This is a genomic window from Enterococcus sp. HY326, from assembly GCF_026157065.1.
GTDB lineage: Bacteria > Bacillota > Bacilli > Lactobacillales > Enterococcaceae > HY326.
Genome location: NZ_JANLGQ010000001.1, coordinates 383096 through 397831, shown reverse-complemented (window position 1 = coordinate 397831; position 14736 = coordinate 383096). Strand labels below are relative to the sequence as shown.

Here is a 14736-nt window from a genome sequence, read left to right as displayed (position 1 = left end):
GAAAGGATGTAGTAAAATGAGTAGTTCTTATGAAAAATTCCAAGATTTAATTGATCAAAAGGTTTTGCCAATTGCTTCTAAATTTGGTGCGAATAAGATAATTCAAGCAATCTCAGGCGGATTGATGTATACGTTACCATTAACTCTAGGAGCATCTATTTTTTCAATTCTAGGTAATTTTCCAATTGCTTCAGTAAATGCTTGGTTCAATGAAGTGGGTCTAACTGAACACTTCAATTCTTTGCAGGGAGGAACCCTTAACATTATTGGGTTGTTGATTGCTTTTTCCATCCCTTATTCTTACACAAAACTTTTGAATAAGGCAAACACCAATCCACTAATGGCGGCATTTATCTCAATAGCTTCTTATATCACCTTAATGCCACAAACTGTCGGAGAAGAGCAAATTGCGGCACTCTCCTATGATTATTTAGGTAGTTCCGGTATGTTTGTAGCTATCGTTTTAGGTCTAATTATTGCCAAAATGTATGTCAGCTTATCACAAAATAAAAAGTTGTTGATTCGGATGCCTGAAGGCGTACCACCAATGGTCAACCAGTCTTTTGAGCCACTAGTTGTTGCAATTATTATCTTAATTAGTGTAGTAGTATTGCGGATTGGATTGAGTTATACACCAATGGAGAACATTTTCAACCTTATTCAAACGTTTATTGGCAATCCGATAACCAAAATTGGTAGCTCAGTACCAGCTATCATTTTAATTGGGATGATTGCGAATGGCTTATTCTTTTTTGGAATCCATCCTAATGCTATAAATAGTGCCTTAGTTCCATTGCTGATGAATATGGCTTTAATGAATGTGGCAGCTTTCCAAGCAGGAGAAGTGCTTCCTTATAAAGATATCATGATTGTGAACAGTTTTTTGAACAACGATGCTGTAGGGAGTACTTTGAGTTTGTTGATGGCTATTCTACTATTTTGCAAAAGCAAGCGATATCGTTCCTTTGCTAAAATTTCTGCAGTTCCCAATTTATTCAACATCAATGAACCAGTTATTTTTGGGATGCCAATCATGTTAAATCCTGTTTTATTTATTCCATTCTTCCTGAGTACCTTTATCACCGGAATTATAGGTTACCTCGGCTCTATCAGCGGCTTTATTTCCTATTATGATCCAACATTAGCGTTAGGTATGGCAAGCATTTGGACTGTACCTAAACTGATTTCAAGTTTTTTCATAATGGGTTGGCAAGGGCTAGTTTTACGAATTGTTAGTATGGCAGTAATGGTTGTAGTCTACTTACCGTTTATCAAAACCTTAGATCGGCAAGAACTAATAAAGGAACAAGGAATGGAAAACCTAACAGTAAGCAGTCTGACAAGTCAACAATCTCAGTTAAAACAGTCTTAGTAAGAGTTGTGCTAATTTAAATTGGATTAATTATTGCGATAGAAGTGTTACTTAAATGATTTTAGAAAAAGAGTTTGGTAAACTACGAACAACAGGAGTGTTAATATATGGAATTGCTTGTATTTGATATCGGCGGAACCTTTATAAAATATGGAATTTACGATTGCCTTACAAATACTTTGGGGACTATAGCAAGACTACCGACACCTCAAACTAACCAGCAAGAGCTAATTACTTTAATTCTAAATATCAAAAATAAGTTTTCAGCTGTAAGAGGTTGCGCGATTAGTATTGCCTGGAACAATTGATGCTCAAAATGGTTATATTTTTCAAGGAGGGGCGCTCCAGTATAACAACAACTCTCATTTTGCTGAGAACTTAGCAACTCTGTTAAATCTACCAGTTACAATTGAAAATGATGCTCGATGTGCAGCACAAGCAGAGTTGTGGCAAGGAAAATTGCAGAATGTTGAGAATGCTTTAGTATTGGTAATTGGTACTGGTCTTGGATGTGCTATCGTTCAGAGTGGGGAAGTTTATCGCGGCACTCATTTATATGCTGGAGAGTTTTCACTTATTTTTACAAAAAGGTTTGAAGAATATGGGTTTGAGGCAGTTGTAGGAAACCAAGTAGGCATTCCTCACTTTGTTGCTAAACTTTCAGAGATTTATGGACGAGAATTAGACGGTGAAGAAGCTTTCCAGCTTATTCAGAAGGGAGAACCAAAATTTGTTCAGCCCTTTGAAGAGTATGCAGAAAATTTTGCTACACAATTATTCAACTTTCAAATTATGTTTGATCCAGAGAAAATACTGATTGGTGGTGGTATAAGTCAAAATACTTTTTATATGGAAAAGCTATCGGAAACTCTAGAATCCTTTTATCAAAAGATTCCAATACCGATTAGACATTCTCCACTTGAAAGCTGTTATTTTAGAAACGAAGCCAACTTAATCGGTGCAGTTAAACACTATTTACAAATCTCAGATGCTAAAATTTGAAAATGCACTCTCAGTAGTATATGTTTTTCACTTCTCTCAGTCAGAACAATCTTAGGTGTAAGAAGTGTAATCATTCCATAGAAAAAATGAAAGCAAAATCCCCTGAATTTTAATTAATTCAGGGATTTTACTTTCAAAAAGAATGTGAAAAATTAGGACTATTTTTTTCGCTGCATTTCTTCCCCAACAAGCCCAACAACTTCCTCTTGAATCTTTTGAACTCTCCGGCTGCTTGACCCTTCTGGTTGCCACAAGTCTGAAAAATCTAGAGCATTTGCTAAAAAGGGAAGGTCTGTCAGTAGCTGGGCAAATTTATGGGCTGTGATTTCTTTTGATTCTTGCAAAGTTGCTTTTGAATGTAGCGGACCTAGCTGAAAGGTGGTTATCTGCAATTTTGGGTATTCCCTTTGCGGACCCAGCTGAAATTCGCTGAGGTAATGATAAAGCTCATGGGCAATAACCAATTCTTTTATTTGTGAAAAGGGAAGTCCCGTTTGCTGCTGCAATTTTTTTATCGTGGTTGTGAAAATGTTCAACTCAGCATGCTGTGTTTTTGGAAAAATTTGCAGTTGTCCCCTTAGTGAAGTTTCTTTTTCTGATTCGACGAGAGTGATGGGCAAAGATTCTAATAATGCAAAGCTGTCATACTCTTGAAAGGCTTCAAAAAAATCCTGGCCCTTTTTTAAGGCCAGGCGGCATTCAGGTAAAATTTCTTTTTTAGGAATTTTAAAAAAGAGACGGTCTTTTTTTAGCTGCCAATAGGCTAATTCCAAATCAGTTAGCATAGCCACCACAAACCTCCTGTTAGTAAAGTTGATTGGCGGCAATAATCATGACTTCTTCTTCAGAGTTGACATTGGCCAACTCCAAGTCAACAAGCATTAATAATTGCTGGAAATCCTGGGTTGAAAAATCCATTAATCTAGGACCGACACAGATATAAAAATCAGGGCGAATAATCAAATCAGATTTATAATTGGCCATGTCCTCCCAGAAGTTTTGCAGGACATCTAAATAATTTTGAATAAAGGTTTTACGGACACGAGCATTGCCCCGCTGTACCTTGATAAAGCCTTTGTCATCCAATAAACGAATCGCTTCACCGGTGGCTGCATTCATACCAAAAATCGAAAAGTAATTGGTGCTGTCGATTAGACTAACTGCTTCCGGTAGGGCTTGGAAATCTTGCCGAGCCAACTCGAAGGCTTCAGCTTGGGATATTTTCAAATTATCCTCACCAGTTTGAACCTCCGTGGAGCCTGTGGCAATCGCTGTTACTTTTTGTGTTTGCGAGTCAATATCGATGTGGACTTCAACGCTTTCTTTGGTTGCGCCGCTTTCAATTGCCTTATCCATTGCTTCTTGTTTAATTTGCTTGATATCATTTTTGGTAGGATTGGGAATCATCCGTTCCACCACATCTTGGACGAGAGACAAAGCGACGCCAATTGAAGAAATGACTTCAGCATTTTCGGGAATACTATACTTCAAGCCGAGCTTGTCAGCACAATAGACGATTAATGACGAAGCGCCACCACCGACGCCAACTAAAGAAATTTGTTCTTGCTCTAGCTTGTATTTATTTGCTAAGCCAAGAATCACAGGTTTAATTTTGGCAAAGGCTTTTTGTAAAATTCCCTCTGCGACTTCTTCCGGCGTCTGCTGCAGATAATCTGCTAAAGGCTGAATCGCTTTGCGGGCGGATTCAATGTTGCCATAAGAAAAATGTTCTGGCTTAACTAGGCCTAAAATATTGGCGGCACAGGTGGTGGTGATGGTGACACGTTTACCGCTGGCCAGACGAATGGCCACATAGTCTTTGGGATCGCCTTCTTTTGGTGCAAAAAATTCTAATTGCGGGTCGACAATTTCTTCGAGAGGTGTAAAAACGGCATAGTCTAACCCCGCAATATGGGCGCTTCGAGGTCCGACATCAGCCAACTGTTGCTGATTGGCCCGCACCATACTGCCGCCAGCTACCCCTAAAACTTTGACATCTAAGGAACTGATATACGTATTACGGCCGCTAATTTGGGAATAGTCAATAGCTGGGCGACCATCTTTAATGACACCAATATTGGTGGAAGTGCCACCAACTTCAAAGTAAACACCATTTGAGGCCCGCAGATAAATAAGAGACCCCATGACACTAGCGGCTGGCCCAGATAGCATTGTCAGCACGGGCCTTTTTTTCATTTCGGCGACGTCCATGACGCCACCGTCGCCCCGCATAATCATCAATGGCACATCCACTCCAGAGGAATGAACACTGGCTTCCGTTGAATTGGCGGTTTCCAACATCTTCGGTAAAATCGAACCGTTCAAGACAGCAGTCCGAGTCCGACGGGAAAGGCCGTACAATTTTGTCATTTCTGAAGCGACAGTATAGAGGTAGCCACGTTTTTTTATAGTCTCAGCAATCAGGCGCTCTTTTTTGCTGCTATCAACACCAAAAGCACTGGTGACAACAAAGACCTCTACTCCTAAATCATGGAGCTCATCGATGGCTTGATTAACCCGGCTAGGATTGAACTCTCTTGGCTTAATAAAACGGCTGTGAATTTCAATTTCCCGACCGGTGCCTAAATCAATATTTTTCATATTCATTTGTTTGCGGGTAATTAAGCCTTCAAAAAAACCTTCCGCTGTGGAAATAATTCCAATTTTGGCGACATCGCCTTCAAGCAAAGCATTGGTCGCTTGTGTGGTGCTATGGGCAACGAAAACGACTTCTTCAGGGGCAATTTCATATTCCTGAAGACATTTTAAAAAAGCATTGACCACACCAGTTGCGACCCCTTTTTGATCGTCATGAGTCGTTTTGACAGAAGATTTACCGATAATTTCTTTGGTGGCATTATCAATTGCCACCGCTTTTGTATGGGTTCCGCCAACATCAATGCCAACACGGACTTTTCTATTCATTGGTGGACCTCCTTAATTTCCAAACCAGATAAAGGTTATCATTTCTAAAATCAGACAAATTAGCATCCCAGGAATCAGCGCCATCTTCATGTAATCTCGAGTTTCAACTTTGGCATAGCCTAGTCCCCATGAAATCCAAGAAGTTGTGATATCAAAGTGGCCCATGCCGACTAAAATCGACAGGAAGAGGGGATATAAAAAAGTAATCGGTAAATCAGGATTCACCTGCATAATCACCGCTAAAATGGCCGCTCCGGAGCCGACTAAATTCATCGGTCCTCTAAACCAAGTTAAAGGACTCAAGATAATAAATAAAATACACAGCGCCAAAGCTGATGTCGGAATAATCCCGCCAATTACTGTTTGAAAGTAAGGGCCGGCAAAGGATGAAGCGGCATTGAACATCGACAAGGCCATCCAAAACCCAACTAAAGCCGAGGTTTCTTTAACCGCATCCGAATATAATTTTGTAAAGGTCCGACTGGCTGCACGGAAGCCCTCAGTTAATTCTCGGCAAACAACTAAAGCAAAAATTGACGCTAAAATAAAGCAGAGAATGACTGGCAGTTTTAAGAAGATCACTCCAATCACTGGGAGAAATGGAGTTAATAAAGCAATATTAGGTGCATTCTTGACATCACTTTCATCCTCTTCGATATCGGCACTGTCCCAATTGAAGACTGGATTGGCTCTTTTCAAAAAGAAAAGGGAAAAGGCTGAAACAACTGCAAGCATCACAACGAAACCAATAATACCAAAATTAAAATATTGATTATAGGTATAGCTCGAGCCGGTTTCAAAAAACGCATGATACTGGGTAAAGTTTATCGGATTGATAAAAATTCCGGCAGCTACAGAGCCGGTAAAAGAAAACAGAGCCACAGCCTTAGGAATTCCAATTGAAAATAGAATCGGCAAAACAACGATGGCAATCGAGATTACCGGACCAGCACCGGCTAAAGAGGTGAAAATGATACCTGTTATAATATTCACAATAACCAGTATTAAACCACTATTGTCGCCGCCAAGCTCTACTGATTTACGAATAATCGTCGCCGCAATTCCTGTATCTAAAAGGACCCGCCCAAAAAAAGCTCCGAAGAAGACATTGACCAAAACGGCTCCCCAAGTTTCCGGTGCATTTTGATAAACAGCCTGCAGCATCGTACCAATTTCAGACCAGCTGACACCCTCAGAAAGATGGCCGATAATCGGCAAAATGGTCCATAAAGAAGCCATTAAAAAAAAGCCGACCATTAGGTTAAAGCCCTTCACCGAATAAAGGACTAGCCCAAAGAATGATAAAATTAAAATAATGCCAATAAGTAAATCCATAATGCACTCCTCAAGAAAAGATTATTGGCTTATTATACTCTTTCTGAAAGAATTATTAAATACTTTTCATCAGATATCTTTGTTTAAATCTAGAGAAAAGAGCTTGGTGTTCCTTAGTTTTTACGAAAAAGACTGGATAGAAATTTATTTTACAAATTTTTTTCATAGCAAACTGAAAAACTATTTCTAATAAAACTCTCATCTAAAAAGCTCTTATTTCTTAAAACGGTTAAGTGTCAGCTTGTTCTTTCGTGCAGAAAGTCATAAGCCAATCGTGAGAATCCTAAAATAATTTTTGTTATAATGAAGACAAATGAAAGGGGTTTTTAAAATGCCTAGTAAAAAAATTCATCTAATGATTGATGATATTCCGGCATTTGAAGTGGTGGAGGAAGCGTTGCAGGAGGCCGAGCTGCCGCTGATTATCTATTATCATGGTTGGCAAACTAATAAAAATTTGGCGATGACGCAAGCTCGCCGTTTAGCAGGACTAGGCTTTCGTGTGTGCTTGCCGGATGCCCCGAATCACGGGGAGCGACATCAGCCGGTTTCAACAGTGCCCTCGTTAACTTTTTGGGAAACCATTCATGGCAATCTTTTTGAATTTGAAAAAATACGTGATTTCTTTTTAAAAAACCGACCGAATAATGGTCGCCTGGGCGTTGGCGGTTTTTCAATGGGGGGCATGACGACGGCCGCTCTATTGACTCATCATCCTGAAATTGATGCCGCAGTCTGCTTGATGGGCACGCCTAGTCCTAAGGCGTTCATTGATACGACAATTATGCGCCGCAAAGAAGCGAATATTTTTTTGCCTAGTGATTATCGCGATTTAATGAGTTGGACGCCGGCCTATGATTTAAGTGCTCATCCAGAAACACTTAATGGCCGCCCCTTATTTTTTTGGCACGGGACAGAGGATTGGAAAATTCCGATTAATAGTGTGGTAAAATTTGTTGACGAAAATCGCAATACAGAGGCAGGCCGCAATATCTCGCTGCATATTGGTGTCGGTGAGGGCCATTTATTAAAAATTCCCACGATGGAAAAAGCCAGTTTCTTTTTAAAGGAAATGTTGATTGATCGAGACTAATTGCGAAGATTGAATTGGCCTGAGATTAGAAATGAAAAATACCTTATGTGATAGCACAATAGTCCATCAACAACAAAAAAATCAGAAGGCCATACAGCCTCTCTGACTTTTTTTGAAATGAAAATTAATCTGCACGTAAGGCAATCGCAGCATCTTTTTTGGCTGCCATGCGGGCTGGAATGTGACCGCCTAGCATGGTAAGGACTGTACTAACTAGAATTAAGATGATGCCCTGCATTGGTTCTAAGCGGGCCACATTTTCTAAGTCGGTCATATTGTACAAAATTGCGTTGATTGGGAAGGTTGCCAGCCAAGCAATCACCACCCCTAAAGCTCCAGAGGCGATTCCTAAAATAAAGGTTTCAGCATCAAAGACGCGGGTGATATCTTTTTTACGGGCACCTAAAGCTTTTAAAACACCGATTTCCTTGGTGCGTTCAATAACAGAGGTGTAGGTGATGATGGAAATCATAATCATCGAGGTCACCAACGAAATCGCGGCAAAGGCAATCAAAACATAGGTGATGGCGTCCATGATACCGCCAGTCAAAGTGGTCACAGTTCCTGCTAAATCGGTATAAACAATTTGATCTGCTTCATCTTTGCCTTCATTGTAGGCATCTAAATAATCTAGAATTTCTGTTTTATCATTGAAGCTGTTCGGATAAATATAAATTGTTGTTGGCAAGCTAGAGCCACCTAGATAAGCTAGCAATTGTTCTTTACTAGTATCGTCCAAGGCTTCGCCGGTCATTACATTGGTACTGCTATTTTCCTGCGCTTCAACAATTGTCGAATTTTGATTGTTGTCAATAATTTGTTGGCTCAGGGTATCGCTGTAGGCAATTCCCGTTGCCAAAAGATTTAAGTTGGAATCAGATTTAATCCGTAAAATACCCGAAATTGTCAAAGTTGTATTGTTGCTATTGTTATACAAGCTTTCCAAATCGGTATTGGGAATAAACGTTCCTGTTGGTAATTGCGTATAGTAGTCATTATTATTCACGACATCAATGGTTGTGCCGACGATTTGACTGTAATCAATTGCTTCACCGTTCGTGACATCAAAGCCTAAGTTGGTCAGGGCATTGATATTTGTCGTATTGTCTTCATCGACAATTAAAACGACATCGGTGGCAGCACTAGGATAGCTACCGTCTAATAAATCATAGTTTTCTTCTAAAAAGCTGCCGCTATCAGTAGACTGCTGATGGGGAAATGTTGAAATTCCAACACCAGAGGCACTAGAAAACGAACTGGCCGCACTGTTAGAGGTAGCCGCTTGATTTGAAAAGCTGACCTGCTGATAGCTGCCGTCAATGTCACGAATCAAATTCATATTGACGCCACGGGAATAGCCGATATTATTGGATAAATCAGCATCAAGATTATTAATATAATCGACAAAATCTTTATCAATTTTGTTGATATGAGTCGCCGCATCCTGCTGACTAGTTTGGGCAATTACTTGATTATCAGCAGCCGCTTGATTGTCACTGCTGTCAGTTGTGCTGGTATCTGAACTGTCAGTAGTAGCAGTCGCTGATGAACCAATTGCGGCCGTCGTTACCTGAGAAATTGTGATGGGAAACTGAGACAAAGTTTCCGTCTGGGTATTGTCGATTTGTGTTTGAAAACCTGTCGATAAAGATAGAACAATCGCAATCCCGATAATACCAATGCTGGAGGCAAAGGCCGTTAAAAAGGTGCGGCCTTTTTTTGTGCGAATATTGTTGAAGGAAAGATTCAAAGCGGTAAGAAAACGCATCTTGGTGCGTTTTAAAGTAAATTCATCGCCTTTTTTTCCTTCAATATGGGGATGAGAGTCGCTGATAATTCGACCATCGGAAAATTCGATAATCCGATCGGCATAATTTTTGGCTAATTCAGGATTATGCGTCACCATCACTACTAATTTTTCTTTAGACAGCTCTTGAATCAATTCCATAATCTGCAAACTGGTTTCTGAATCTAATGCTCCAGTCGGTTCATCACAAAGTAGAATGTCTGGATCATTGGCTAGCGCTCTGGCAATAGCGACTCGCTGCATTTGACCACCGGATAATTGATTGGGCTTTTTGTGCATGTGGGCTTCTAAGCCAACACGAATTAAAGCCTCCTCTGCTTTTTTCTTTTTCTTTTCTCTGGGAACACCGCTTAAAGTCATCCCCAGCTCAACATTTTCGATAATTCCCAAATGGCTGATTAGGTTGTAGCTTTGAAAGACAAAGCCAATTGAATTATTACGGTAGGCATCCCAATCGGCATCTTTAAAAGTTTTTGTCGACTTGCCGTTAATCACCATGTCACCGGAGTCATAATTGTCTAAGCCGCCAATAACGTTTAGCATGGTGGTCTTCCCAGAACCACTCTGACCTAAAATAGCGACAAACTCCTTTTTACGAAAGGCAACAGACACGCCATCTAAAGCTTTGGTGATTGTCTCACCGACTTTATAATATTTTTTGATATCTTTTAGTTCTAACATTAGACAACATCCCTTCATTTCAAAACAATTTATTTTTAGGCCGCAGAAAAAGCCTGAGGTGTGTGATGGTCTCAGGCTTTTTTGCAGTTGCGGTACGCTCTTTTAAATAAATACAACAAAACCAACTTTGTTATTACATGTTGGGGTTTAGCGTTGAAAAGAAGGAGTTAAAGCGGCTGTCGCATTATTTAAAAGATATACCGTTAGTACCATTTGACTAAAACTATCATTCTATTATTAACCTAAAATGAACAAAAATACCAATGAAGCGACTAGGAACAACTTGTCAGAATTGATTCATTTTGTCTCGACATTGGCAATTTTTCTGGTGAATGGGCTGATAATAGGCAATCATTATTAACTGTTTGTGAACAGTGGGCTAATTTTTTCAAAAAAAGACTTCACAGTTAGTTAATAGAAGTTGCCTATATTTAGTATAATGAGAATAAATCTTGCGACAGGCAAACAGGATGTGAAAAGATGATTACAATTTTAATCGTAGAAGATGATGAAAATTTGAACGCATTGTACCAAAGCGTTTTAAAGACGGCTGGGTTTAAAATTCTTTCCGCCAATAATGGCGAAGAGGCGCTGACCGTTTTAGAGGAGCACCATGTTGATTTAATTATCACAGATATCATGATGCCGGAGATGGACGGCTTTGAGCTAGCCAAGGAGTTGCGGCAAAGCGGCTTTGAGCTGCCGATTTTAGTTATTACCGCCAAAGAGTCCTATGAAGATAAACGCAAAGGCTTTGGTATCGGCGTGGATGATTATATGGTCAAACCAATCGATGTCAACGAAATGGTTTTGCGGGTAGAAGCACTTTTACGGCGGGCCCGAATTGCCCATGAAAAAGAACTTGCGGTGGGAAAGACCCTGTTAAACCAAGAGACCTATGAAGTCACAAAAGGCGAGCAGGTGACTGAGCTGCCGCAAAAAGAGTTTTTACTTCTATATAAGCTGCTGTCTTATCCCAATAAAATTTTTACCCGCCAGCAGCTGATGGAGGAAATTTGGGGGATGGATACCGATACCTTGGAGCGGACTGTTGATGTTCATGTCAAACGGTTAAGAGATAAATTTGCCGACAGTGATGATTTTGAAATCATCACGATTCGCGGACTCGGCTATAAGGCGGTGCAAAAGACATGAAGAAGAAAATTCATTCGCAGTTGTGGATTTATTTTGCCTGCATAATTTTTGGTATGCTGCTCTTAACCGCCTGTCTGCTATCGTTAGTCGGAGCCTTTCTCTTTTATTTTAATGTGATTGGCGCCCATCAGGACCGGCCGCTATTCTTTTTAATTTTCTTTTTGTACGTAACAGTGATTGTGGCTACTGGTGTCTCCATTTTGGTGGCCCGCAAAATTCTGCGGCCTATCACTAATCTTAGTAAAAAAATGGGGCAAGTGGCGAAAGGGGACTTTAGCATCCAAGTCCCTGAAGGCTATAAAATTACCGAATTGGAGCAGCTTTCCCATGACTTTAACAGCATGGTGTGGGAATTAAACAGTATTGAAACACTGCGGAGTGATTTTATCGCCAATGTTTCCCATGAATTTAAGACGCCTCTGGCAACCATTCGCGGGTATGTGCAGTTGATTCAAAATCCGAATTTAGCGGAAGAGGAGCGGCAGGAATATATTCAACGAATTTTAGATGGCACGACCCAGCTAAGTCATTTGACGGAAAATATTTTAAAAATTAGCAAGATTGAATCGCAAGGAGTTATTTTGGAGCAGGAGCCGTTTCGTCTGGATGAACAAATTCGCAATGTGATTTTATTTTTAGAGCCGGAATGGAATGCGTTGAATATCGACTGGGAAATTGAGCTGCCAAAGGTGACTTGTGTGGCCAATGAGGAAATTATTTATCAAGTCTGGTTGAATCTTTTAGAAAATGCCATCAAGTACAGCGCCACTGACGCCCAAATCAGCGTCAAACTATTGGAGAATCAAAATGAAATTTTAGTGCAGATTGAAGACAACGGAGTGGGTATGTCACCGGAGATTCAAAAGCATATGTTTGATAAATTTTATCAAGGGGACACAGCTCATAAAGCCAAAGGAAATGGCTTGGGCTTAGCTTTAGTAAAGCAGATTATTGATTTATATAACGGAAAGATTTCTGTTGAGAGTTTAGAAAATCGCGGGACCTTGATGCAGGTGTGGTTACCAAAACAGGTGACAGATTAGGAAATTAGTTTATTAGTTGAAAAAACGGCATTGTACTCTTCTGATACTGATTTGCCAAGCCTGCTAGGAGGACTTTAAAGAAAGCCAAACATCTTTAAGCTAACTTAATGATTCTTTTCAAAATTTACACCTTTTGTTCATAAATAGTTAATTAATTTGCTTTAAAGTAGTCTCATAGCAATAAAACAACTAATCAAACAAGCAGCTAAATCTACTGAATAAAGGTGATTTATATGAAAGAGACTAAAAAAATTTATTTTATCGAACAAACAAAAAGTATTGAAGGTTCATATATTGAAATTGATACAGTAAGTGTTGCTGAAACAGAAGCCGATGCTGTTATGGAATTTGAAAAACTAGCCAGCGGCGATTGCGAAAAATCCTTTGGCTATACGCTAAATGAATATGAAATCAGTGCTGAACCGACCTTCTTCCAACGCCTAATCGCCTCTTGGAAAAAATTACCGGCCGATTTCTACCGGAAAATGCAAATCATTACCTTCCGTCCGATTATGGAGTTTCAAGCATAGACATTGACGGCCGGAAACTTAACTAAATAAACAGGAACTTGGCGTCTTAGAGATAAGGCGCTATTTTTTGTCTTGTAAGTTTGTTATGGACTAAAAAAGTGTAAAGCGTGTTTTCTATTAAAAAGTGGAAGCTGCTAACTATTCAACATTGCTTCTTTCAATAAAGTTAAATCCAAAGACTGCCAGACTACTTCTTGATTTTCCCAAAAATTATCTTTAGGGTAGCGGGGAATTAAATGAAGGTGAAAATGCGTGCCGGCATCCATAACATTGCCGTTATTTTGAATAAAGCTGACCCTGAGCATTGAAAAATGCTCTTCAAACAACAACAACATTTCTTTTTCCAGCCGAAACAAATCCATCAGTTCTTCTTCTGGGATTTCTACGAGGCTATGATAATGTTTTTTTGCGATAAGCAAGAGATGACCTTCTTGAATAGGATCCATGTCCAAAACAACAAAAAAGAAGGCCGTTTCCTTTAAAATTTGTTTCCCGTTGATTCCATGACAAAAGATACAATGCTGCATTTTTATGTCCTCCTATTTATTTGATAAATTTTTCATTCAGTATAGCAAAGAAATTCTCAAGAGAATATGCAATCGTAAAAGTTAATCTCAAGCTGTGGAAGGAAATTAGTTGTAAAACGCATCTCTTGTCGTCTTTCCACTAGCAATTTTTATTATAACGCATGATTCAGTAATAAATTTACTAAATATTTTACTTTTCTATTCCCAAATCAAAACAAATGATTTATAATGGATGCATGAAAGGGGATACAGAGATGGCGATTACAACGAAAAATTTTGGTTCTGAAAAAGCAAAACTTTTAACACTGGAAAATAATAATGGCATGCAGGTAGCGGTGAGTAACTTCGGTGCTCGCATTGTGAAAATTATTGTGCCGTTAAAGGGCAAAGCAACAAATATTGCCTTTGGGTATGAAAGCGATGAAGCCTACTTGGCAAATAATCCTTATGTAGGGGCAATTGTCGGGCCGGTGGCTGGACGTATCAGTCAGGGTGAAACAAAAATTCAAGGTGTCACTCATCAATTTACCACTAATGAAAAGGGTAGCACGTTGCATGGCGGTCCTGATAGCTTGGAAACTTTTTATTGGGATTATCAAGTGAAGGAAGAAAAAAATTCAGTAAAATTTTATGTAACAGTGCCGGACGGATTTAATGGTTTCCCCGGACCAATTTATTTGCAGGTCAAATATCAATTGACAGAAGACAATGAATTAAAGATTCAATATCGGGGGACGACTGAAAAAGCGACGCTGTTGAACCCAACCAATCATGTGTACTTGAATTTAAACGGCGATTTCAAGCAGCCGATTGACAATCATCGCATGGAGCTTTTGGCGGATCAGTTTTTAGAATTACAGGAAGATAACCTGCCAACTGGTAAAATCTTAGATGTTACTGGAACCTCCTTTGATTTTCGTACGGGTGCAACCTTCAAACAGGGCTTTGATAATGATTTCCCACAAAATAAATTAGCAAATGGGTATGACCATCCATGGCTGTTGAATAAAGCAACAACACCGCAAGTCAAGGTGTCTAATGAAGATGGCAGTTTGCAAGTGGAATTGACCACCGAAGAAGACTCAGTCGTGATTTACACCTACAACTGGGGCGTTGATCCGATTGATTCGATTACAACTCATGGCGCCTTTACGTTGGAAACGCAGGGCCTGCCAGATGCAAGTAATCACGAAGGCTTCGGTGAAATCGAATTGACAGCGGATGAAACATTTGAAAGTCACACGACATTCAAATTTATCTTTTAAA

Annotated in this window: 13 protein-coding genes; 8 read left to right on the top strand and 5 right to left on the bottom strand. The window is 39.6% G+C overall.

What is annotated here, in order from left to right; all coding sequences use genetic code 11:
- Positions 1–16: 16 nt before the first annotated feature.
- The 3 genes from ORH16_RS01955 to ORH16_RS01945 all read left to right on the top strand — a co-directional run bounded on the left by ORH16_RS01955 (position 17) and on the right by ORH16_RS01945 (position 2374).
- A complete protein-coding gene (locus tag ORH16_RS01955; RefSeq protein WP_265455746.1) occupies positions 17–1372 on the top strand; it encodes a PTS sugar transporter subunit IIC in 1356 nt (451 codons plus the stop codon).
- Positions 1373–1479: 107 nt separating this feature from the next.
- The gene (locus ORH16_RS01950) at positions 1480–1680 is read left to right on the top strand and encodes a hypothetical protein (protein WP_265455744.1); all 201 of its coding nucleotides are present in this window, start codon (positions 1480–1482) and stop codon (positions 1678–1680) included.
- Positions 1664–2374 carry an ROK family protein gene (locus tag ORH16_RS01945; protein WP_265455742.1) on the top strand — a complete coding sequence of 237 codons (711 nt, stop codon included), beginning with the start codon at positions 1664–1666 and terminating at the stop codon, positions 2372–2374. Before ORH16_RS01950 ends, ORH16_RS01945 begins: the two co-directional genes overlap by 17 nt.
- Before the next feature lie 158 nt (positions 2375–2532).
- Here the strand turns inward: ORH16_RS01945 and ORH16_RS01940 are convergent, their stop codons facing one another.
- The 3 genes from ORH16_RS01940 to ORH16_RS01930 are packed head-to-tail and all read right to left on the bottom strand — an operon-like array spanning position 2533 to position 6634.
- Positions 2533–3165, bottom strand: a complete 633-nt coding sequence (locus ORH16_RS01940; protein WP_265455740.1) for a hypothetical protein — start codon at positions 3163–3165, stop codon at positions 2533–2535.
- Between the two features lie 13 nt (positions 3166–3178).
- On the bottom strand, positions 3179–5299 hold the full coding sequence (locus ORH16_RS01935) for a hydantoinase/oxoprolinase family protein (RefSeq protein ID WP_265455738.1): 2121 nt from the start codon (positions 5297–5299) through the stop codon (positions 3179–3181).
- Positions 5300–5311: 12 nt separating this feature from the next.
- On the bottom strand, positions 5312–6634 hold the full coding sequence (locus ORH16_RS01930; protein ID WP_265455737.1) for a citrate transporter: 1323 nt from the start codon (positions 6632–6634) through the stop codon (positions 5312–5314).
- A gap of 331 nt (positions 6635–6965) precedes the next feature.
- Between ORH16_RS01930 and ORH16_RS01925 the strand changes: the two genes are divergently transcribed.
- Entirely contained in the window at positions 6966–7727 is a 762-nt protein-coding gene (locus ORH16_RS01925; protein ID WP_265455735.1) for an alpha/beta fold hydrolase, read from the top strand.
- A 124-nt stretch (positions 7728–7851) separates the two neighbouring features.
- Here the strand turns inward: ORH16_RS01925 and ORH16_RS01920 are convergent, their stop codons facing one another.
- Positions 7852–10215 carry an ABC transporter ATP-binding protein/permease gene (locus tag ORH16_RS01920; protein ID WP_265455733.1) on the bottom strand — a complete coding sequence of 788 codons (2364 nt, stop codon included), beginning with the start codon at positions 10213–10215 and terminating at the stop codon, positions 7852–7854.
- Between the two features lie 480 nt (positions 10216–10695).
- On the opposite strand from ORH16_RS01920, the gene ORH16_RS01915 reads away from it, so the two are divergent.
- The 3 genes from ORH16_RS01915 to ORH16_RS01905 all read left to right on the top strand — a co-directional run bounded on the left by ORH16_RS01915 (position 10696) and on the right by ORH16_RS01905 (position 12943).
- The gene (locus ORH16_RS01915; RefSeq protein ID WP_265455731.1) at positions 10696–11370 is read left to right on the top strand and encodes a response regulator transcription factor; all 675 of its coding nucleotides are present in this window, start codon (positions 10696–10698) and stop codon (positions 11368–11370) included.
- Positions 11367–12413 (top strand): HAMP domain-containing sensor histidine kinase, encoded by a 1047-nt coding sequence (locus ORH16_RS01910; RefSeq protein WP_265455730.1) that lies wholly within the window; start codon positions 11367–11369, stop codon positions 12411–12413. Before ORH16_RS01915 ends, ORH16_RS01910 begins: the two co-directional genes overlap by 4 nt.
- 233 nt (positions 12414–12646) lie before the next feature.
- Complete coding sequence (locus tag ORH16_RS01905) at positions 12647–12943, top strand: hypothetical protein (protein ID WP_265455729.1); 297 nt, start codon at positions 12647–12649, stop codon at positions 12941–12943.
- Between the two features lie 134 nt (positions 12944–13077).
- Here ORH16_RS01905 and ORH16_RS01900 read toward each other — a convergent pair whose 3' ends face one another.
- Positions 13078–13470, bottom strand: a complete 393-nt coding sequence (locus ORH16_RS01900; protein WP_265455728.1) for an HIT family protein — start codon at positions 13468–13470, stop codon at positions 13078–13080.
- 254 nt (positions 13471–13724) lie between these two features.
- On the opposite strand from ORH16_RS01900, the gene ORH16_RS01895 reads away from it, so the two are divergent.
- Complete coding sequence (locus ORH16_RS01895) at positions 13725–14735, top strand: aldose epimerase family protein (protein WP_265455727.1); 1011 nt, start codon at positions 13725–13727, stop codon at positions 14733–14735.
- The last annotated feature ends 1 nt before the right edge of the window (position 14736 follow it).